Raw genomic sequence first — 20,475 nt, 5'->3', positions numbered from 1 at the left:
TGAAAACGCTCTATGAAAATAGAGCGTTTTTTCATAAACCTATTTTTTTAGACTTCCCTCAGGTGAGTGCGGACGTCAGCGAACTTTTTCAAATTTCCTAATTATAGTATTTTTTATGAAAGCGCAAACATTATGGGTGTAAAATAGTTATTATGAGAAAGTAGAAGTAGTCTCAAGTAAAGTCAAAAAACACACGGTTATTTTTCCGTGTGTTCTTTGATATAGGCCAGTTTTTTCTCTCGGCTTTTTTTCTTAAAGAGTGCTTCGGCGCTCATGGCTTCAGGCTTGCTAGCGAAGGCTTCTGAGTAGAGGAGTTTAACTGGTAGGCGAGCTCTGGTATACTTAGCGCCCTTGCCTGAGTTATGGGTTTTGAGGCGGCGTTCGACATCTGTGGTGTAGCCTGTATAGAGGGTGCCATCAGCACACTCAACCACATACATGTAGGCCTTGCTATCCTTTTCTGTCATCGTTTAGGACTCACCCTCAGCCTTTTTCCCAAAGTAAATCTCAAAGATTTCGTCGGTATAATCACCATTTTCCTTGTGCACAAAGAGAGGTGGGAGGATTTTCAAGCCATCCGTTGACCCGTCTTTAATGGCTTCAATCAGGAGCATGTTAGCCTCACGTCCCATTTTAGGATAGATAAACTGGATGCGTTTAGGTGCTAGATTATACTGGCGCATGGTGTCGATGATATCCAAAAAGCGGTCAGGGCGATGCACCATGGCAATGCGTCCATTAGATTTTAGAGCATGACGTGCAACCTGACAAATTTCTTCCAAATTCGTCGTGATTTCGTGACGAGCCAAGAGGTAGTGCTCTGACAGATTCTTCTTGGAAGTTTCTGTCGCCTTAAAGTAGGGAGGGTTACAGAGGATAAGATCCACCTGAGATCGTGGCGCATGGTCAAGCAAATTTTTCAGGTCGTCATTGACAACAGTCACCTGGTCCTCTAGTTGGTTGAGAGTGACGGAGCGTTTAGCCATATCAGCCAGGCGTTCTTGCAACTCTACCAAGGTAATCGGCGCCTTAGTGCGTGTGCTGGTAAAGAGGCCAACGGCACCATTTCCCGAACAGAGGTCAACGATTAATCCCTTCTTTGGAATTTTTGGGAACCGAGAGAGGAGGACGCTATCAATAGAGTAGCTGAAGACCTCCCTATTTTGAATGATTTTCACATCTGTGGAGAAGAGCTGGTCAATGCGTTCTCCATCTTTTAAAATTGGATTTGTCATAGTTTTTATTGTAACAAAAAACAGCTCCCAAAGGAACTGTTGCGAGTGATTACTCTAGGACACCGAAGGTATATCCTTGATTTTTGAAATATTCGATAATTTGTGGAAGGGTCTGAACAGTCAGCTCCTTACCAGCTGTATCGTGCATTAATACAACTTTAACAGTAGTTTCAGGGAAATATTTCTGTGAACCATCCATATAAGCCATCATGCTTTCAGATGTGGTTGGACGAACAGAGAGTGGTTCTGCATCTCCACAGAGCATGTTCCAGTCAATCCACTGAACGCCTTGTTTAGCAAGAGCTTGGTCGGTTCCCTCTAGGCCTTGCCATGACATATGACCACCAGGGTAACGGAAAATTCTTGTTTTGAAATCCTTACCTAAGATTGCCTTGAAATTAGCCATAGTTTGGTCGACCTCAGTAGTAATCTGACTTTGGTTAGGAACACGTCCTGGATAAAGCAGATTGAAGTTATGGCTAAGACTGTGGTTGGCAATGGCATGTCCTTCAGTAATTTGGCGTTTGAGGATGTCCCCATTTTCAGGTGTAATGGTATAGCCGATGTGGAAGAAGGTTGCGTGAACGCCATACTCTTTCAGGATATCCATGACTTGTGGTGTCAAAGTGGGATCAATCCCATCATCAAAGGTTAAAAAGACCACCTTACCCTTAACATCATCTGATTTCCCTCGGATAGTGTTATTAACGGCAGTGACATCATAGGCGTAGTCAGACGCCTCAATGCTGTGGTTGCTTCCTTTTTTGAGTTGTGTTTTATCCTCTTTTTTAGCTTTTTTTGAAGAGCTACTTGAACCCTTAGACACTTGTTCGTTTTTTGGTGTCTTAACCATACGATTAACCTTAGAGTTTTGGTGCTGGAATAGGACAAAACCTAAAACAACAAGTACAGCAAGGTTAGCTATAATAAGACATATATTAAGTGTCTTTCGATTATTCCCTAAAATATCATTACTTCTTTTCATGATTACATTATATCTCAAACTAAGAGAAAGTGCCATAATGTTTTCATGTATTTTTGCATAATTTTTTTACTGGTATTTTACTGAAAAAAAAGCGTTTTTCTAGTATAATATAAAAAATTGTAGAAAAAGAGGTAAAAACGTGTTTTACGCTTATTTACGTGGGCTTGTTGTCTTCCTTCTTTGGATTATTAATGGCAATGCCCATTATCACAATCGTGACAAGTTATTGAACAAGGATGAGAATTACATCTTGGTGGCTCCTCACAGGACTTGGTGGGACCCTGTTTATATGGCATTTTCAGCTCGCCCAAAGCAGTTTATTTTCATGGCTAAGAAAGAGCTTTTCAAGAGTCGCATCTTTGGTTGGTGGATTCGTATGTGTGGGGCTTTCCCGATTGACCGTGAAAATCCTGGTCAGGAGGCTATTAAGTACCCTGTTAATATGCTTAAAAAGAGCAAGCGTAGTTTGATTATGTTCCCAAGTGGTAGCCGTCATTCTTCTGATGTTAAGGGTGGGGTTGCGGTTATCGCTAAAATGGCAAAGGTTAAAATTATGCCAGTTGTTTATCAAGGGCCTCGTGAACTCAAGGGGCTCTTGACGGGTGAACGTGTAGATATGAACTACGGAAATCCTATTGATATTTCGGATTTGAAGCGTTTGAATGATGAGAATATTCAAGAGGTTGCCCGTCGTATCCAGTCTGAATTTGATCGCCTTGATGAAGAAGCTTTGAGCTATCAAACAGGTAAGAAACCAAACCCATTGACCTATATCTACCGTGTACCACTTGGCCTTGTGGCTATCGTTGCGGTGATTTTAACAATGGCTTTCTCATACGTGGCTAGCTTTGTTTGGAATCCTGAAAAACATCGTGCTAAAGAAACGCAAAAATAAGTAAAGGACTCTATCAGATGTCAATCTGATGGAGTTTTTTTATCCTTTTGATATTTTTTCTAGATTTTTACGAATAAAAAGAAAAGATATCAATTAAGGAGAGTAGCGTGAAGAAAAAAATTCTAGCTTATGTCAAAGACAATCGTCTTTTTGTGGGGATCATCAGTGTACTCTTGGTCATTTTTTGTCTCTTCCTGTGGCTGACTTGTGGCGCTGGAAATAGCATGGAGGCGGAAACGTCTTACACAGATATTTCTGCTCTATCAACCTCGTCTTCACAGAAAAGTTCAAAAGCTCTTTCTGAAAGACCTGCTCAGTCAAAGACTGAGGCAACAGATACACCACGTGAGCAAGTAACTGTAGATGTCAAGGGGGCGGTGACAAAGCCAGGTGTGTATACGCTAAAAGCAAGTTCTCGGGTGACGGATGCTATCAAGGCAGCTGGAGGAATGACTGAGGATGCGGACGCTAAGAGTGTCAATTTGGCCGCAAGTTTGTCAGATGAAGAAGTCATTTATGTGGCGAGCAAGGACGAAAATGTATCAGTGGTAGGCCAATCTGACTCAGGTGCGGCTTCTGATAAGGGAGGGAAAACGAGTCAAAAAGATGGCAAGATTAACCTCAATACTGCGACTTCAGAGGAACTACAAACCATTTCAGGAATTGGTGCCAAACGAGCAGAAGACATTATTGCCTATCGTGAAAGTCATGGTGGCTTCCAATCTGTAGATGATTTAAAAAATGTCTCAGGAATTGGCGATAAAACTTTAGAAAAAATCAGAGAATCAATTTATGTGGCTTAAAAAGGCTCCAGTCAATCTTTTTTCCTTGGCTCTTTTGATTGCTGCCCTTTATTTTACAATTTTTGCCACTAATCCCTATGCGATTGGGGCTTTTGTCTTTCTATTGCTGTGCTTCTTTAAGCATCATTGGAAGAACACAGTATCTCTTAAATTTGTTTGCGTTATAGCTGCTTTCTTTCTAGCTTACTTTCTATTCCTGCATCATAGAGCTACTATACAAGATAAACAAGCTCCTAGTGAAATCAAACAGGTAGTATTGGTTGCAGATACAATCTCGGTGAATGGTGAGCAATTATCAGCCGTTGGTAAGACAAAGGGGCAAACCTATCAGATTTTTTACCGACTTAAGTCAGAAAGGGAGCAACATTACTTTAAGACAGTTTGTCGGACACCTGTCTTAAGGGGGAAAATTAAGTTATCACCAGCAACGGGTCAGCGTAATTTTCAAGGGTTTAATTATCAGTCTTACCTAGCTAGTCAGGGTATTTATCGTATTGCTAAGATGGAGCGCTTGGACAGTGTGGCGCCCCTAAAATCCATTTCTCCACTAACCTTTTTTCATCAACTGCGAAGGAAGGCCCTGGTTCATATTCAGACACATTTTCCTAATCCGATGAGACACTATATGACAGGCCTACTCTTTGGGTATTTGGACAAAGAGTTTGACGAGCAGAGCCAGCTCTATACTAGCTTGGGGATTATTCATCTTTTTGCACTTTCAGGCATGCAGGTGGGCTTTTTCCTAGGATGGTTTCGCTATGGTCTTTTACGTCTTGGCCTTCCTAAAGACTATCTTTTTATCATCTTAGTGCCATTTTCACTTTTTTATGGGCTAATGACAGGATGGACAGCTTCGGTACTAAGGTCCTTAATACAAAGTCTTTTGGCTGAGTTAGGTTTTAAAAAGCTTGATAATATGGGAATGACTCTACTTCTTTTATTTCTCTTCTTACCCCATTTTCTTTTAACAGTGGGAGGTATATTAAGTTGTTCTTACGCTTTCTTGTTGTGCTTATTTGATTTTGAGGAGTTGCCCTCTCTGAAGAAGTCAATCTATACGAGTCTAGTATTGAGTCTAGGAATCTTGCCATTTCTAACTTACTATTACGGGACCTTTCAACCCCTTAGTTTAGTCTTAACGGCCCTATTCTCCATACTTTTTGATAGCTTTCTCTTACCTGTCTTGACGGTTTTCTTTGCACTCTCGGGCTTTCTTGTCCTGACTCAGCTCAATCCGATTTTTGAATGGATGGAATCCCTTTTAATTTGGATACAATCTTGGCTCGGTCAGCCATTGGTTTTAGGAAAACCCAGCCTCTTTCAGTTCGGCTTGATGATAGTCGTCTTAATTTTTCTCTTTGATTTTTGGAAAAAGCCTCAGATAAGGATTTGTCTTTTAATCGCTTTTAGTCTTTTGATGATTTGGGTCAAACATCCCTTGACTAATGAGGTAACTGTGGTAGATGTTGGTCAGGGAGATAGTATTTTTCTGAGAAGTGTAAAAGGTGAGACAGTTCTGATTGATGTAGGCGGCAAGGTGACTTTCGGCTCTAAGGAAAAGTGGCAAAAGGGTAGCCAGACGAGCAATGCCGAGAAAACCGTGATTCCCTACCTGCAAGCTAGAGGAGTGTCTAGTATCGATCATTTGGTTCTTACTCATACGGATACAGATCATATTGGTGATTTGGAGGAAGTGGCTAAACGGTTTAAGATTAAGGAAATTTGTGTCAGTCAGGGAGCCTTGACTAAGACTAGTTTTGTTAAACGCCTTCAGGAACTGAAGCGGCCAGTCCGTCCTCTAAAGGCTGGTGATAAATTGCCCATAATGGGAAATCATTTACAGGTTCTGTATCCTCAAAAAGTCGGTGATGGTGGCAATAATGACTCCATTGTCCTCTATGGAAAATTATTAGGGACTAGCTTTCTTTTTACGGGTGATTTGGAGAAAGAGGGTGAGAAGGAGTTGATAGATAGCTATCCTAATTTAAAAGTAAGTGTTCTTAAGGCTGGACACCACGGATCAAAAGGGTCTTCGTCTGAAATGTTTTTGAACCAGATACAGCCCTCAATCGCTCTTATTTCAGCTGGCGAACATAATCGCTATAAGCATCCTAATGAGGAAACACTAGAGCGTTTTAAGGAGCGAAATATTAGAGTCTTACGAACAGACCAGGATGGTGCTATACGGTTTAAGGGATGGTTCAAACTATCAAGTGAAACTGTCCGATAATTGTTTAACTTCTTAATTTGTCATGCCCCTCAATCTATGGTAGAATTAAAAGGCTAATATTCCAGTATAAGAAAGATTGAACAGTATGCGTAAAATTATTATCAATGGGGGTAAGAAACTTCAAGGAGAAGTTACAGTATCTGGGGCTAAAAATTCGGTTGTTGCTTTAATCCCGGCCATCATTTTATCGGATGGGGTAGTGACTTTGGACGGTGTTCCAGCGATTAGTGATGTCGATAATCTAATTGAAATTATTGAGCTAATGGGTGGTTCGGTTAAGCGTGATGGCGAAACGCTTGAAATTGACCCTCGAGGCGTCAAAGATATGCCGATGCCATTTGGTAAGATTAGTAGACTCCGTGCTTCTTATTATTTCTATGGCAGCTTGATTGGCCGTTATGGTCAAGCTACAGTGGGACTTCCTGGAGGATGTGATTTAGGTCCACGTCCTATCGACCTTCACCTAAAGGCTTTTGAAGCTATGGGCGCTACGATTTCCTATGAAGCTGAGTCTATGCGTATTGCCACTGAGGAAGGTCAACGTATTAGAGGAGCTCATATCTATATGGACACCGTGAGTGTCGGAGCGACCATTAATACCATGTTGGCTGCGTCTAAGGCTCAAGGACGTACTGTTATTGAAAATGCAGCGCGTGAACCTGAGATTATTGACGTAGCTACCTTGCTTAATAATATGGGAGCACATGTCCGTGGTGCTGGTACTGAGGTTATCACGATTGATGGCGTTGATAGCTTGCACGGTACTCGCCACCAAGTTATTCCAGACCGCATCGAAGCAGGTTCATACATTGCTATGGCAGCAGCAATTGGTAAGGGAATTAAGATTAAAAATGTTCTTTATGAGCATCTCGAGAGTTTCATTGCTAAGCTTGAGTCAATGGGTGTTCGTATGACAGTTGAAGAGGATTCTATCTTTGTCGAAGAACAATTTGATTTAAAACCAGTGGATATTAAGACATCACCTTATCCAGGCTTTGCGACTGATTTACAACAACCCATGACTCCCTTATTGTTGAAAGCGGGAGGCCGAGGAAAAATCATTGATACCATTTATGAAAAGCGTGTGAATCACGTTCCTGAACTTGCTCGTATGGGAGCAGATATTCAGGTGCTTGGTGGTCAAATTGTTTATAATGGTCCGACACAATTTACTGGTGCCCCAGTCAAGGCAAGTGATTTGCGTGCAGGTGCAGCTCTTGTTACAGCAGGTTTAATGGCGGATGGTCAGACCGAAATCACGAATATTGAGTATATCCTTCGTGGGTATTCAAATATCATCGAAAAACTTTCTGATCTGGGTGCAGATATTACTTTGATCGAAGATTAAGTCTAAGGTTCAATCCCTTGTGGTTGAGCCTTTTTCCATTCTTAAAACTGTGTTATAATACTTTCATGGATATATGGACTAGTCTGGGGGCTTTTGCCTTCTTTGAGTCAGAACGCCTTTCTTTTAGGCCACTCATCTTTTCAGATCGATTTGACTTGCACGAAATAGTGTCAAATCCACAGAACCTACGCTTTTTCTTTCCATCGACCAAAACTCAGCTGGAGACGGATTGTCTTTTGGTCCATTATTTCATGAAAGAACCTTTGGGTGTTTGGGCCATTTTGGATAAAGAGTCGAGTAAGATGATTGGTGTTATTCGTTTTGAAAAGATAGATGTCCAGAAACGGACTGCCGAACTTGGTTATTTTTTGAATGCCTCTTTCTGGGAACGAGGTCTAATGACGGAGGCAGTCACTTGTCTAACGGATTTAGCCTTATCAGCTATGGGAATGGAACGTATCATTCTTATAGCCCATTTGGAAAATAAAGCATCTATTCGTGTGGCAGAAAAGTCTGGTTTTAAACTCGTGTCTCGCTTTAAAGGAGCCGATAGATACACCCGTGCCATGCGTGATTATCTCCGCTTTGAGAAGGAGGAGAATAGTGAGTAAACATCAAGAAATTCTAGATTATTTAGAGGCTCTGCCTATCGGTAAGCGTGTCAGTGTACGTAGTATTTCTAACCACTTGCAGGTGTCTGATGGAACAGCCTACCGAGCCATTAAAGAGGCTGAAAATCGAGGATTGGTAGAGACTCGGCCTCGTAGCGGTACTGTTCGCATTGAAAAGAAAGTTCAAGTACGTCTTGACAAGTTAACTTTTGCAGAGATTGCTGAGATTACAGAGTCTGAAGTTATTTCTGGCCACGAAGGTTTGGACCGTGTTTTCAGTAAATTTTACATTGGTGCCATGACTATTGAAAATATCACGCGTTATTTAACAAAGGGAGATTTGCTTATTGTTGGGGACCGTGAAGATATTCAATTATTGGCCCTTGAGCATAATAATGCTATCCTAGTAACAGGGGGATTTCAAGTTTCTGAGCGGGTTAAGGAACTTTCTCGATTGAGACAATTTCCAGTCATGGTTACAACCTATGATACCTTTACTGTGGCAACGATGATTAACCAGGCCCTGTCAAATGTACGGATTAAAACAGATATCAAGCCAGTTGCTCAGGTTTATACAAGACGAGAAGATTACACTTACATGACTCCTGAAATGACTGTTAGGGATTATCAGAATGTGGTTAAGCGGACCAATCTCGTTCGTTTCCCGATTGTGTCTGATGACAATCAGGTTGTTGGAATTGTGACCATGCGTGATGTGGCTAACCAGCATCCAACGACCATGCTTAAAGCTATTATGACAAAACCTACGGTGACCAGACTCGAGACTAGTTTAGCGACCGTGGCTCAAAAGATGATTTTCGAAGACTATGATATGATTCCTGTTGTGGATGACGAAAAACATTATCTAGGGACGATCACCCGTCGACAGGTTTTAGAGGAACTTCAAGACAATAATCGCGGTGATTTGCACACCTTTAGCGATCAAATGATAGCTAATCTGAACCAAGACAAGCATGCCTTTAACTTTGAGGTGGAACCAACCATGATTGATAATTCTGGTAACCTTACCCAAGGTGTTCTTGCGGAGATGGTTAAGGAAGTAGTTTATCGAATCATGGAAAAACAGGCGCAGAAGGGCTTAGTGATTGAAGAGATGATGTTTTACTTTCTTCAAGCGGCTCAGATTGATGATAAGGTAACGATTACCCCGAGTATTATTGCTGAGACCAGACGTAGAGCCCATCTGGACCTTATGGTTACTCATGGGAATCATGCCGTCTGCAAATCAGTTGTTGTGGTTAAGAAAACATAGTAATGAATAAAAAATAAAAGATATAAAGAAAACGGAGAAAACAATGATTACATTAAAATCAGCACGTGAAATTGAAGCAATGGATAAGGCAGGAGATTTTCTTGCCAGCATCCACATTGGTCTACGTGACCTCTTGCAACCAGGAGTGGATATGTGGGAAGTAGAAGAGTATGTGCGTCGTCGCTGTAAAGAAGAAAATGTTCTTCCTCTTCAAATTGGAGTTGAAGGAAGCGTTATGGATTATCCTTATGCTACTTGTTGTTCCCTTAATGATGAAGTAGCACACGCCTTTCCACGTCACTATACTTTAAAAGATGGCGACCTTTTGAAAGTTGATATGGTCTTGTCAGAACCTCTTGACAAATCCATTCTTGATGTATCAAAATTGAACTTTGACAATGTTGCTCAAGTTAAAAAATACACAGAATCTTACACTGGTGGTTTGGCTGACTCATGTTGGGCTTATGCGATTGGGACACCTTCTGATGAAGTTAAAAACCTTATGGAAGTAACTCGTGAGGCTATGTACCTTGGTATTGAACACGCGGTAGTTGGTAACCGTATCGGTGATATCGGTGCAGCTATCCAAGAATATGCTGAAAGTCGTGGTTACGGGGTTGTTCGTGATTTGGTTGGACATGGTGTTGGACCAACAATGCACGAAGAGCCAATGGTTCCTAACTATGGGGTAGCTGGACGTGGTCTCCGCCTTAAAGAAGGAATGGTCTTGACCATCGAGCCAATGATTAACACAGGAACTTGGGAAATTGATACAGACCTTAAAACGGGTTGGGCACATAAAACGCTTGATGGCGGTCTTTCCTGCCAATACGAACACCAATTTGTGATTACCAAAGATGGTCCAGTCATTTTAACTTCTCAAGGCCAAGAAAGAACTTATTAGTATGAAACGACAAGGCATAATGGCCCGTCTCCTAGATAGGCTTCAATGGCGACCTTTGCAGGTTTACCTTAGACATTATCGTAGTGCAGAGATAGATATTTCTACCATTGCCGTGGCTTATTATTTGATTTTGACGGTCTTTCCGCTCATTGTCATTGCAGCCAATGTCTTTCCCTATCTGAATATTGATACCACTGATCTCTTGAATTTTATGAGTGAGCATCTTCCCAAGCAGTTTTATGCTCCTGCAGCCAATGTTGTCAAGGATGTCTTCTCCACACCTTCTGGACAATTATTGGGAGTGGCCTCTTTGACAGGATTTTGGACCATGATTAAGTCCTTATCATCACTTCAAAAGGCCATTAATAAGGTATATGGTGCCTCAGAACACCGAGATGTCTTTATCAGTCATATCATTGGTGGACTCTTGAGTTTGGTTATCTTGTTTTTGCTGACCTTTGCGCTTATGTTATCCACAATTGTTCAGTCGGTCCTTCGAGTTATCAATCAGACCTATCCTATTGGGTCTAATCTGACTCAATTGATTTTGAATAGTATTCAGCCCTTGAGCGTTGCAGTGGTATTTCTGGGAGTCATGGTACTTTATTTCATTCTTCCAAATGTGAAGATTCGAAAAATCCGTTATATCATGCCGGGGACTATTTTTACAACCTTGGTGATTGGGTATTTGAGCAATTTGTTTGGGACCTATGTGATTCGTACGCTGAGTCGATTGGTTGATATCAAGTTATTCGGGTCAATTATGATCTTCGTCTTCATGCTTTGGTTTATCTTTTTAGCAAGGATTTTGATTCTAGGGGCTATTTTTAACGCAACCTATCAGGAACTTAAACAAGGTGAACTACACAGCCGAAGAGGAGATGTGCTTACCATTATTCATAGTTTTTCAGGAGATGGTAATGATAGCACAAAACACAAAAAAGACGAGGACAATTCTTAGATGCTAAAGAGAGCTTGGCGAGGTCCAGGCTCTTTTGGCGGGAATGAGTCCTTGTCAAAGAAAAAATAGAAAGATTGTAGAGGAAAAATGAAACATCAAACTATTCGTGATTTAACTCATATTGCTATTGTGGCAGCACTTTACGTGGTCTTGACCATTGTGCCACCTTTTAATCTGATTTCGTATGGTCCATACCAGTTTCGAATTGCAGAAATGTTTAATCTTTTGGGATTTTATAATCGCAAGTATATCATTGCTGTGACCTTGGGATGTTTGATTGCCAACTTCTTTAGTTTTAACATGATTGATGTGGTCGTTGGTAGTCTCTCAACCTTGGTTTTTGTTGGCTCAGGTGTCCATTTCTTTGACCGCTTTAAGAATCAAGATATTTTTGGAGGCCTTTTTGACAAGGCCCAGATCTATTTTGCCCTTTATTTTTCATTTTTCATGGTGACTATTGCTGCTGAGTTGACCTTGGTGGCTCATGCTCCGTTTTGGGCAACTTGGTTCTCTGTAGCTATGGGAGAATTGGCTTCACTCTTGGTCGGTGCCATTCTTATCAAAAAATTAGCCAAAGTGATTGATTTTGTTTCCTAAATTAACGTCTGTAAAGGCGTTTTTTGTTGCTTTTATGATAAAATGTTCCTATGGAAAAACGAATGAAAGAGCTGGTTGCCAAACTTAACCAGTATGCAAAAGAGTATTATACTGAAGATAATCCCTCGGTATCAGATGCCGAGTATGATAAGCTCTATCGTGAACTTGTAGCTTTAGAGGCTGAGCACCCCGAGCTTGTTCAAGCAGATAGTCCGACTCATCGTGTGGGAGGTTTGGTCCTTGATGGTTTTGAGAAATACCAACATGAGTATCCCCTTTATAGTTTGCAGGATGCTTTTTCTCGAGAAGAACTGGATACCTTTGATAAGAGAGTTAAGGACGAATTTCCTAATGCTGATTATATGGCTGAACTCAAAATCGATGGTCTTTCTATCTCGTTGACCTATGTGAATGGTATTCTACAAGTCGGTGCGACACGTGGTGATGGTTCAGTTGGTGAAAATATCACTGAAAATGTCAAGCGTATCTCAGATATTCCACTGAAGTTGGATCAACCGCTTAATATTACTGTGCGTGGGGAATGTTATTTGCCACGTGCTGAATTTGAACGCATCAATACCCAACGCCAAGAAAATGGTGAGGCAGAATTTGCCAATCCTCGTAACGCTGCTGCAGGAACCCTTCGTCAATTGGATACTAAAGTGGTGGCTAAGCGTCGTTTGGCGACTTTCCTTTATCAGGAAGCCAGTCCGACGGAACGCTTGACGCAAAATGATGTCTTGAATGAGGTAACAGAACTTGGTTTTTCAGTCAATCCACGTCGTATTGTCACTTCATCGATGGATGAGATTTGGGACTTTATTCAAGCTGTCGGTCAGGATCGTGATTACTTGGCCTACGACATTGATGGTGTTGTCATTAAGGTCAATAGTTTGGCCATGCAAGAAGAACTAGGCTTTACAGTTAAGGCACCACGTTGGGCTATTGCTTATAAATTCCCGGCTGAGGAAAAGGAAGCCGAGCTTCTTTCTGTGGACTGGCAAGTGGGTCGAACGGGTGTGGTAACGCCGACGGCTAATTTGACGCCGGTACAATTGGCAGGGACCACAGTTAGTCGAGCCACCCTTCACAATGTGGATTATATTGCTGAAAAAGATATTCGTATCGGTGATACCGTTATTGTCTACAAGGCAGGTGATATTATCCCTGCTGTACTCCGTGTAGTAGAAAGTAAGCGTACGACACAGGAGCCGATGGAAGTGCCGACGCAATGTCCATCTTGTGGCAGTGGTCTCTTGCATTTTGAAGATGAAGTTGCCCTTCGTTGTATCAATCCTTCTTGTCCTGCTCAGATCAAAGAAGGCCTGATTCATTTTGCCTCCCGTGATGCCATGAACATCGCAGGTATGGGACCTTCAGTGGTTGAAAAGCTCTTTCAAGCTGAATTGGTAAAGGATGTGGCTGATATCTATGGATTGAACAGCCAGGATTTCCTCCAGCTAGAAGGCTTCAAGGAAAAATCTGCCGAGAAACTTTATGCTGCCATTCAAACGTCAAAAGAAAACTCTGCTGAGAAATTACTCTATGGTTTGGGCATTCGTCATGTCGGTGCTAAAGTAAGTAAGCAGTTGCTGGAAGCTTTTGAAACGATCAAGGATTTGGCAAGCGCTGATGTTGAGGCCATTGCAGCTGTCGATGGATTAGGGGAGGTTATCGCCAAGTCTATTCAACGTTATTTCGTCAAGGAGGAGGTTAAAGTTCTTTTGAAAGAACTAGAATCCTATGGCATTAATATGGCCTATCTTGGGCAAAAAGTTGCAGACAATGCCATTTTGTCTGGAAAGACGGTTGTTTTGACAGGTAAATTGGAACATCTTAAACGTAGCGAAGCAAAAGCAAAACTAGAGGCCTTAGGTGCCAAGGTGACAGGATCTGTCTCTAAGAAAACAGATTTAGTGGTTGCCGGTAGTGATGCTGGAAGTAAGTTGGAAAAAGCACAAAGCCTAGGCATTGATGTAGTGGATGAGGCTTGGTTGCTGAATTTATAGGAGTTCAATATGAAACAAAAACGTGCCCGCTTAATTTATAATCCAACATCTGGGCAAGAAATTATGAAGAAAAATGTTGCTGAGGTATTGGATATTTTGGAAGGTGCTGGTTTTGAAACGTCAGCTTTTCAAACAACACCAGATGAAAACTCAGCCAAAAATGAGGCCACTCGTGCCGCTAAAGCAGGTTTCGACTTGGTTATTGCTGCCGGTGGTGATGGAACGATTAACGAAGTGGTTTCTGGGATTGCTCCGCTCAAAATGCGCCCACAAATGGCAGTGATTCCAACAGGAACAACGAATGACTTTGCGCGTGCTTTGAAGATTCCAAGAGGGAATCCTGTTGAAGCAGCCAAAGTCATTGCCAAAAAACAAACCCTGCAGATGGACATTGGTCGTGCCTATGATGATAAATACTTCATCAACATTGCGGCTGCAGGTTCCTTTACCGAATTAACCTATAGTGTGCCTAGTCGATTGAAGACGGTTCTTGGTTACTTGGCTTATCTGGTTAAAGGAGCTGAGCTCTTGCCTCAAGTTAAGAAGGTTCCAGTTCGCATTACACATGATGAGGGCGTCTTTGAAGGGGGCATTTCTATGATTTTCGTTGCCCTGACTAATTCGGTCGGTGGTTTTGAAACGATTGCTCCGGATGCTAAACTGGATGATGGTAAATTTACCCTAATCATGGTTAAAACAGCCAACCTTTTTGAGCTGGTTGACCTTATTCGACAGGTTCTTCAAGGTGGAAAACACATCTATGATAAGAGAGTTGCTTATATCAAAACCAGTTCGCTAGATATCGAGCCCTTAGGTGAAGATCGTATGATGATTAATCTCGATGGAGAATATGGTGGAGACGCCCCTATTCATCTGCAAAATCTTAAGAATCACATTGAATTCTATGCAAATATTGATGAAATCTCTGACGATGCCATCACGCTTCCTGACACCGATGAATTGGCTCTCGAAGCCATCGCACAAAAATTCAGTAGCGAAGCTGAAAAAATTGAAAATGATTAAATGACAGACAGAATTTCGGTTTATGCTAACTTCGATTGTAAAGCAAGGATTTATTGCAAATCATGTGTCGCCTTCTTAGTTTTTGACACATTTAAATCGTCTGTCTACCTTCTAAAGCAACCTGCTTCAGGTTGCTTTTTTAGTATTTCTATAGAAAATAACGTTTTCATTTGTTACAATAGTAAAAACCAGTAAATTTTTCTGGAGTGTATCTTGGGGAGGGGTGAGAAGCTTAATAAGGAAAAGGACAGTCATTTCAATGATAATGACATAATAAAGAGTGAGAATTCTTTTGAGTCGGCTTTTAGTGACAAAGGACCTGAGTTCGAGTCTGCTTTTCAGGAGGAAAAAGCTGAAAAGCGGTATGTCTTTCTCACTTTTGTTTCTCCAATGATACTTTTACTCGTAAGCTTGGTATCAGCTATTTTATCTTGAAAGCATCAGCCAGTAATCTTGTATTTAGCTGTGATTATTGCCTGCTTCGTGCTTTCTATCATTATCCTCAGGCTAGGGCTAAAACTGAGAAGGTTTCTCTGGGCGTCCATTGTTCTTGCATTGATTGGGCTAATATTCATTGCCACTTTGGGCTGTTCTATTTATCGAGAAACCATGAAAAAATACAGGGTGATTCAGCAGGCATCTCAGTCGGAGAATAAAGCTGATAGTGATGATCCTCAGGATTACGAGGATGCGTCTGCAGCTTATAACTGGACTGAAGAAGACTTTGAGAATTTGAAGCCTAAGAAAGATACACTGTGCTCAATTATTAAACGCCACGGAAAGCCAAAATATGTCGTGCTGGAGTCCAGTGGTTTAAAGGGAGAATATAGCCGGGGAGATGAAAAAGAGTATATTGATCTCACTTTTGTCAAAAATAAAGAAGGTCAATATGTTTATGATGGTGGGACAGCGACTTATCCACCTGATGGCGTCACGGTAGTTGATAATTATAGTAGTGACTGGACAAAAGAACAGCTTAACCGGTTACGCACTAAAGACCAAGAAATTTTTGGGCCAGCAACACCCTTGTCTGAGGTAGTGAGGGAACACCCTCAGGCAGACAGTGCACAGAGGCGCATAAGCGTGCATTCTTCAGGAGCTATGCATAAGACAGTTGATCTTGATTATACTGATCAGAATAGCTCTATTGAGAAAGCAAAATTTTCAAGACTATCTTTTGAGTACAATGAGGAGAAGAAGGATTATTATCTGAGTTATAATTCTGCTTCTCGTTACTCTTGGTGAAGGACTTATGATAATGAAATAATTATTCATTAGACAGCAATTTTTTTAGTAATAAGAGATTCAATTATAAAGGGGGATTTTATAATGACAGCATCAAAAACCAAACGTCTCTTGTATTTTATGTCCGAATTGGAAAAGGGAAATGACATTTCAAAAACGGACTATCTGGCTCGCTTTGGCATTAGCGAGCGTACACTTAAAGAGGATGTTAGCGAACTTAAGGACAATTTGTCAGAGCTACGTCCTAATATGAAAGTAAAATATTCTAGGAAATATGGTTCCTACCATGCCCAATATGAGCAAGGATATGGTAATCTGAAATATAATCAAGCAGTTATCTTGTCTAAAATTCTTTTGGAGAGTCGTGCCCTTCGAAAAGATGAGGTATCAGAAATTATTAACATCTTTGTTGAGAGGGCTGTAGATGACAAGGAACGCAGACGTATCAAGCAATTGACTGAGTTAGAGCTAGATAGTTATCAAGAATTGAAGATTTATCAAAATCAAGATAAGTCACTCTTACCAGCTATTTCAGCGATTTTTGATGCCATTGTGGACCAACGGCCCTTGGCTTTCAGTTATCGTAAACCTGGAGAAAAAGTGGAGGAATATAAGGTCTTTCCGATTTCTGTTATCTTCGACAACCACTATTTTTACTGTATTTCCTATAAATTGGATGATAACTTTACCTGTGATTATCAGTTCTCTGAAATCCGTTATTTCCGTGTGGATCGTTTCCAGACTATTCATAAATCGGAAAATAAGGTCGCATTCACGCTTAGTCCAGAGCAAGAGGATCGTTTGATTACAGACGAGCAAGTGCGCTATCAGGCTTTCTCAATGCTTTCGGGAAATGAATGGGTTCGCATTACTTTTGAATATACGGGTCTCTACCGTGATGTCTTGGAGTCTGATATTCCCAAACTAAATCTTCTTGAAGAGACGACTAATGACGGTGTTGACAAGGTTCGCTATGAGATTGAAACCTTTAGTTTATTGGGTTTCCAAAAGTATATCCAACGTTTTGATGGAGATTTCGTTTTTCTAAAGATTGAAACAATAGATAACAAGTGAAAAAGGTTTTCAGGCGACTGAAAGCCTTTTTGTTTAGGACAAGGAGATTCTATTTGTGTTAAAATAGATTTGTGGAAACGCTATCATTTTCATAAGGAGGGAAAGTATGAAAGAAAAGAAAAAAGAAATGCAAAGACAGGTTATGACTCTCTTGGGGATTTTGATTTTTGCCTTTGTCAATGTGTTTATCTTTGATGATAAGATGGGCGCTGGATTTTCTGCCTTTTCAACCATTACCCTGATGAGTATCGGACTATTGTCTAAGCGCACCAGCCTGCGAGTTTTGGCCATTATTTCCTATCTTATCAATGTTGTTGCGGCTATTTTTGGTTTCAATTATGTTGGTTTTCTAACAGCCGTTCAGGCTATTGAACTTATTTTCGTCATTTGGTATCTTTACCCACGTGACAGTTTTTTAGGACGGGATATAATGGATAAGTACACCTACCGTTTTCGTTGGATTCACCTGCTTCTCACTATTTTAGTGTCGATTGGAGGCTATATTGTCTTTGCGGTTGTCTCTAGTATTTGGAATGGTTCTTTCTTGGAATATGGTGGGAACACAGCCCTTATCTTTGCCATGCAATATTTGCTTTTTATAAGTATCACTAAGTCACGGCAGGACGAACCGACTAAGATTGCTCATTATTTTCAGAAGGAGCGCCGTACGAGGGAAATGAAGGTGGCAATAGAAGCTGAACGTTTGGCCAAAGAGAGAGCTCTTGCAAGGGCTTTTGAGGTACCTCTGAAGGCTCCTAGTCAAACAGCTGAAAAATTTGGTAGTAACATAATCAAATTCGCTTCCGTTTGGCTTTTGGTGATGGATATGTCCATTTTGGCTTATTTCTTCCGTCCCAATGATGTTGGTTTCGGTTTTGGTGCTTTCTTTGTTCTCTTGACCATTGTCTTGTCTTTGATTTTCAAATCGGAGGAAGACAAGGAGGATGTTTTCTCTATCATCTACCACAAGATTCGTCCTATCCAACCTATTTTCTTTATTCTGCTCTTGATTGCTCACGCTCATAAGTTTAGCTACGGTGCTGCTTACGCTCTCTTGTTCTCAGCTGCTTATTTCTTCTGGGCAATCAATAAGATTAATATGAAGACCCTCTTGACCTTTACGGTTGTCATTTATTTCTTCCCAGTCTTTGGTTACCTTTCTAACCCTTACCGACTCGGTGCTGAAAACCTTAAGATGGTGGGTGAATTGGTGACAGATCGTAATAAGTCCAATACCTTTTATGTTGGCTATTATTGGTCACTTCTAGGATTGCAGGATGATGGTGAGTATGAAGGTGTGCCTCTGTCTTGGCAGGCTGCTAAGTTTGTAAATACTGAGATTTTATCTGGTAATGAGAGTAAAACCTCAGGTTTTTTCTATGAAAATAATCATGGCGACTATATCTATGATTTACACCTAGCCAATAACAAGGGGATAATTAAGGTAACAACGGGCTCTGGAAAGGCTAAAAAAGAATTCCAATTCATGGACTTTAGCAGAACCTATTATAAGTATGAAAAATTGAAAAAATCGGATAACCAAAAGCGTTACAAAAATTTTTATGAGGTGGGGACTGTTACAACTGAGTTGGGAACCTATAATCTTTATCTCGAAATGGACCAAGATTGGGTTGATGACTATCAAAAAGACCCGACTAATGTTGACTACCGTTTACTTATCTTCGGCGACAAACTCACACCAAAAGAAGCTTACGAAAGAGCATATCATTACTAAAAACAAAAATATCTCTGCACATTGCAGAGATATTTTTGTTAGTCTTTGTATCCACGTTTGGATAACTCTCTTACAAGGACAGCTCCCAAGATTGCTGGTACTAATTGTCCTAGGAGGAGATTGAAAACGAGAGCAAGATAAGGAAGTTTGAGCAAGGCACTAAGCCAGATTGGCACCACTAAGGATGGAACGAGTAGGATTGGGAGAATGATAAACCAGCTAGACAGCTTAGTTTTACGGATGAGATAGATGCTACCAGTTGCCAGAAAGCTGGCACAGAATCCCCCGACAACATCAATCAATCCTAGACCACCAAATGAGTTAGCAATAGCATTTGCGAGACTGAGTGGGACAACCAAAAATGGGAAAATATAGGTTAATCCATATAAAGCCGTGGCCAGACGCATTTGGACAGCACCAAAGGAAATGGCTTGTGACACAAAGAGAATAGCGATGTAAAGAGCCATGATAATAGCTGACAGAACGAGTTTTTGAGTGGTATTCAGTTTAGTTTTCATTAGTTCTCCTTAATTGGGTATAGTAAAAGAGTAGTAGTTCTACTCTTTTTAGGGATTTAGGTCTAGAGTTATTTTATAAGTCAATCTCTAAGACAATAGGCGTGTGGTCTTGGCGATCACCAGAGTCAATCATGTCTGATTTTGTGACCTTATCGGCAATACGGTTTGAAGTTAACCAGTAGTCGATTCTCCAGCCTGTATTGTTGATTTTAGATGTTTTGCTACGTTGGGCCCACCATGTATAGGCTCCTGTAACGTCGCCATTGAGGTGACGGTAGGTATCTGTGAAACCTTTGGTAAGGAGGTTGGTGAAGCCAGTACGTTCTTCATCTGTAAATCCTGGTGAACGACGATTACTTGAAGGATTGGCCAAGTCGATTTCCTTGTGGGCAACATTATAGTCGCCAGTCGCAAGGACTGGTTTCTGAGCGTCCAATTCAGCTAGGTAATCCGCATATTTTTCATCCCAGATTTGACGTTCAAGCAGACGTTTGAGGCCATCGCCAGCGTTTGGTGTGTAGACCTGTGTCACAAAGAAATTGTCAAATTCGAGAGTGATGATGCGCCCTTCACAGTCCATAGTTGAAGGCGCCCCGATTTCAGGATAAGTAATGACTGGTGTCAATTCTTTTTTATACAAGAACATGGTTCCAGCATAACCTTTACGGGCGGGTTCAACAGATGAACGCCAAGTATTGTCATAGTCAGGGAAGTAGTCTTCCAAGATTTGCAGATGCTTTTTGGTAGGACCTTTAGCAGATAATTTTGTCTCTTGAATAGCAATGATGTCTGCATTTTCAGCGACCAAGGTATCGATGACTTTGCGTGATAATTGAGCGCGTGCAGAATCGCTAGTAAGAGCGGCATTTAGGGAATCAATATTCCAAGAAATTAATTTCATGTGTACAGTTTCCTTCTTTGGATTTTTCTTATCTATTGTAGCAGAAAATAAGATGTCAGGCGAGTTATGGGATTGTTAAGAACAACTTGGAGGAGTATAATTTATCTTATATTGAGAGGTGACAATCA

The 20,475-nt window shown here is 41.0% G+C and carries 19 protein-coding genes; 14 read left to right on the top strand and 5 right to left on the bottom strand.

The features are described 5' to 3' along the window. Positions 1–197: 197 nt before the first annotated feature. The 3 genes from HMPREF0848_RS05960 to HMPREF0848_RS05950 are packed head-to-tail and all read right to left on the bottom strand — an operon-like array spanning position 198 to position 2,256. Complete coding sequence (locus HMPREF0848_RS05960) at positions 198–467, bottom strand: GIY-YIG nuclease family protein (protein WP_008535312.1); 270 nt, start codon at positions 465–467, stop codon at positions 198–200. A gap of 3 nt (positions 468–470) precedes the next feature. Beyond that, positions 471–1,235 carry a tRNA1(Val) (adenine(37)-N6)-methyltransferase gene (locus tag HMPREF0848_RS05955; protein ID WP_008535311.1) on the bottom strand — a complete coding sequence of 255 codons (765 nt, stop codon included), beginning with the start codon at positions 1,233–1,235 and terminating at the stop codon, positions 471–473. Positions 1,236–1,284: 49 nt separating this feature from the next. Then, positions 1,285–2,256, bottom strand: a complete 972-nt coding sequence (locus tag HMPREF0848_RS05950; RefSeq protein WP_008535309.1) for a polysaccharide deacetylase family protein — start codon at positions 2,254–2,256, stop codon at positions 1,285–1,287. A 103-nt stretch (positions 2,257–2,359) separates the two neighbouring features. Between HMPREF0848_RS05950 and HMPREF0848_RS05945 the strand changes: the two genes are divergently transcribed. The 14 genes from HMPREF0848_RS05945 (at position 2,360) to HMPREF0848_RS05875 (ending at position 18,928) form a co-directional block, all read left to right on the top strand. After that, a complete protein-coding gene (locus tag HMPREF0848_RS05945) occupies positions 2,360–3,115 on the top strand; it encodes a lysophospholipid acyltransferase family protein (RefSeq protein ID WP_008535307.1) in 756 nt (251 codons plus the stop codon). Positions 3,116–3,222: 107 nt separating this feature from the next. Next, complete coding sequence (locus tag HMPREF0848_RS05940) at positions 3,223–3,918, top strand: helix-hairpin-helix domain-containing protein (protein WP_008535305.1); 696 nt, start codon at positions 3,223–3,225, stop codon at positions 3,916–3,918. Continuing rightward, on the top strand, positions 3,908–6,148 hold the full coding sequence (locus HMPREF0848_RS05935) for a DNA internalization-related competence protein ComEC/Rec2 (RefSeq protein WP_008535304.1): 2,241 nt from the start codon (positions 3,908–3,910) through the stop codon (positions 6,146–6,148). The genes HMPREF0848_RS05940 and HMPREF0848_RS05935 overlap by 11 nt, the downstream gene beginning before the upstream one ends. Positions 6,149–6,233: 85 nt before the next feature. Next, positions 6,234–7,496, top strand: coding sequence for a UDP-N-acetylglucosamine 1-carboxyvinyltransferase (locus tag HMPREF0848_RS05930; protein WP_008535303.1), 1,263 nt, complete (start codon positions 6,234–6,236; stop codon positions 7,494–7,496). 65 nt (positions 7,497–7,561) lie between these two features. Beyond that, complete coding sequence (locus HMPREF0848_RS05925; RefSeq protein WP_037609169.1) at positions 7,562–8,107, top strand: GNAT family N-acetyltransferase; 546 nt, start codon at positions 7,562–7,564, stop codon at positions 8,105–8,107. Beyond that, positions 8,100–9,380 (top strand): CBS-HotDog domain-containing transcription factor SpxR, encoded by a 1,281-nt coding sequence (gene spxR, locus HMPREF0848_RS05920; protein ID WP_008535301.1) that lies wholly within the window; start codon positions 8,100–8,102, stop codon positions 9,378–9,380. Before HMPREF0848_RS05925 ends, spxR begins: the two co-directional genes overlap by 8 nt. A 43-nt stretch (positions 9,381–9,423) precedes the next feature. Continuing rightward, positions 9,424–10,284 (top strand): methionyl aminopeptidase, encoded by an 861-nt coding sequence (locus HMPREF0848_RS05915; protein WP_008535300.1) that lies wholly within the window; start codon positions 9,424–9,426, stop codon positions 10,282–10,284. 1 nt (position 10,285) lies between these two features. Further along, positions 10,286–11,245 (top strand): YihY/virulence factor BrkB family protein, encoded by a 960-nt coding sequence (locus tag HMPREF0848_RS05910; RefSeq protein ID WP_008535299.1) that lies wholly within the window; start codon positions 10,286–10,288, stop codon positions 11,243–11,245. An 87-nt stretch (positions 11,246–11,332) separates the two neighbouring features. Next, positions 11,333–11,842 carry a QueT transporter family protein gene (locus HMPREF0848_RS05905; RefSeq protein ID WP_008535298.1) on the top strand — a complete coding sequence of 170 codons (510 nt, stop codon included), beginning with the start codon at positions 11,333–11,335 and terminating at the stop codon, positions 11,840–11,842. A gap of 50 nt (positions 11,843–11,892) precedes the next feature. Next, complete coding sequence (gene ligA, locus HMPREF0848_RS05900; RefSeq protein ID WP_008535296.1) at positions 11,893–13,851, top strand: NAD-dependent DNA ligase LigA; 1,959 nt, start codon at positions 11,893–11,895, stop codon at positions 13,849–13,851. A 9-nt stretch (positions 13,852–13,860) separates the two neighbouring features. Beyond that, complete coding sequence (locus HMPREF0848_RS05895; protein WP_008535295.1) at positions 13,861–14,874, top strand: diacylglycerol kinase; 1,014 nt, start codon at positions 13,861–13,863, stop codon at positions 14,872–14,874. Between the two features lie 609 nt (positions 14,875–15,483). Continuing rightward, on the top strand, positions 15,484–16,119 hold the full coding sequence (locus tag HMPREF0848_RS05885; protein ID WP_008535291.1) for a hypothetical protein: 636 nt from the start codon (positions 15,484–15,486) through the stop codon (positions 16,117–16,119). 84 nt (positions 16,120–16,203) lie between these two features. Then, the gene (locus HMPREF0848_RS05880; protein ID WP_008535290.1) at positions 16,204–17,193 is read left to right on the top strand and encodes a helix-turn-helix transcriptional regulator; all 990 of its coding nucleotides are present in this window, start codon (positions 16,204–16,206) and stop codon (positions 17,191–17,193) included. A gap of 106 nt (positions 17,194–17,299) precedes the next feature. Then, complete coding sequence (locus tag HMPREF0848_RS05875; protein WP_008535289.1) at positions 17,300–18,928, top strand: hypothetical protein; 1,629 nt, start codon at positions 17,300–17,302, stop codon at positions 18,926–18,928. Positions 18,929–18,966: 38 nt separating this feature from the next. Here the strand turns inward: HMPREF0848_RS05875 and HMPREF0848_RS05870 are convergent, their stop codons facing one another. Together HMPREF0848_RS05870 and HMPREF0848_RS05865 are read right to left on the bottom strand one after the other, a co-directional pair. Then, positions 18,967–19,446: a QueT transporter family protein gene (locus HMPREF0848_RS05870; RefSeq protein ID WP_008535288.1), complete on the bottom strand. Its 480-nt coding sequence runs from the start codon at positions 19,444–19,446 to the stop codon at positions 18,967–18,969. A 73-nt stretch (positions 19,447–19,519) separates the two neighbouring features. Continuing rightward, positions 19,520–20,347, bottom strand: coding sequence for an exodeoxyribonuclease III (locus HMPREF0848_RS05865; protein WP_008535287.1), 828 nt, complete (start codon positions 20,345–20,347; stop codon positions 19,520–19,522). Positions 20,348–20,475 lie beyond the last annotated feature (128 nt).

The sequence above is a fragment of the Streptococcus sp. C150 genome (genome assembly GCF_000187445.1).
Classification (GTDB): Bacteria; Bacillota; Bacilli; order Lactobacillales; family Streptococcaceae; genus Streptococcus; species Streptococcus raffinosi.
The sequence above is the reverse complement of the archived record's forward strand: the minus strand, read 5'-3'. Positions and strand labels throughout refer to the sequence as shown.

Excerpts from the sequence above, each read along its gene's own strand:
- HMPREF0848_RS05960 (WP_008535312.1), bottom strand. The coding sequence starts at position 467 with ATGACAGAAAAGGATAGCAAGGCCTACATGTATGTGGTTGAGTGTGCT.
- HMPREF0848_RS05955 (WP_008535311.1), bottom strand. The coding sequence starts at position 1,235 with ATGACAAATCCAATTTTAAAAGATGGAGAACGCATTGACCAGCTCTTC.
- HMPREF0848_RS05950 (WP_008535309.1), bottom strand. The coding sequence starts at position 2,256 with ATGGCACTTTCTCTTAGTTTGAGATATAATGTAATCATGAAAAGAAGT.
- HMPREF0848_RS05935 (WP_008535304.1), top strand. The coding sequence starts at position 3,908 with ATGTGGCTTAAAAAGGCTCCAGTCAATCTTTTTTCCTTGGCTCTTTTG.
- HMPREF0848_RS05930 (WP_008535303.1), top strand. The coding sequence starts at position 6,234 with ATGCGTAAAATTATTATCAATGGGGGTAAGAAACTTCAAGGAGAAGTT.
- HMPREF0848_RS05925 (WP_037609169.1), top strand. The coding sequence starts at position 7,562 with ATGGATATATGGACTAGTCTGGGGGCTTTTGCCTTCTTTGAGTCAGAA.
- HMPREF0848_RS05915 (WP_008535300.1), top strand. The coding sequence starts at position 9,424 with ATGATTACATTAAAATCAGCACGTGAAATTGAAGCAATGGATAAGGCA.
- HMPREF0848_RS05910 (WP_008535299.1), top strand. The coding sequence starts at position 10,286 with ATGAAACGACAAGGCATAATGGCCCGTCTCCTAGATAGGCTTCAATGG.
- HMPREF0848_RS05905 (WP_008535298.1), top strand. The coding sequence starts at position 11,333 with ATGAAACATCAAACTATTCGTGATTTAACTCATATTGCTATTGTGGCA.
- ligA (WP_008535296.1), top strand. The coding sequence starts at position 11,893 with ATGGAAAAACGAATGAAAGAGCTGGTTGCCAAACTTAACCAGTATGCA.
- HMPREF0848_RS05895 (WP_008535295.1), top strand. The coding sequence starts at position 13,861 with ATGAAACAAAAACGTGCCCGCTTAATTTATAATCCAACATCTGGGCAA.
- HMPREF0848_RS05885 (WP_008535291.1), top strand. The coding sequence starts at position 15,484 with ATGAAAAAATACAGGGTGATTCAGCAGGCATCTCAGTCGGAGAATAAA.
- HMPREF0848_RS05880 (WP_008535290.1), top strand. The coding sequence starts at position 16,204 with ATGACAGCATCAAAAACCAAACGTCTCTTGTATTTTATGTCCGAATTG.
- HMPREF0848_RS05875 (WP_008535289.1), top strand. The coding sequence starts at position 17,300 with ATGAAAGAAAAGAAAAAAGAAATGCAAAGACAGGTTATGACTCTCTTG.
- HMPREF0848_RS05870 (WP_008535288.1), bottom strand. The coding sequence starts at position 19,446 with ATGAAAACTAAACTGAATACCACTCAAAAACTCGTTCTGTCAGCTATT.
- HMPREF0848_RS05865 (WP_008535287.1), bottom strand. The coding sequence starts at position 20,347 with ATGAAATTAATTTCTTGGAATATTGATTCCCTAAATGCCGCTCTTACT.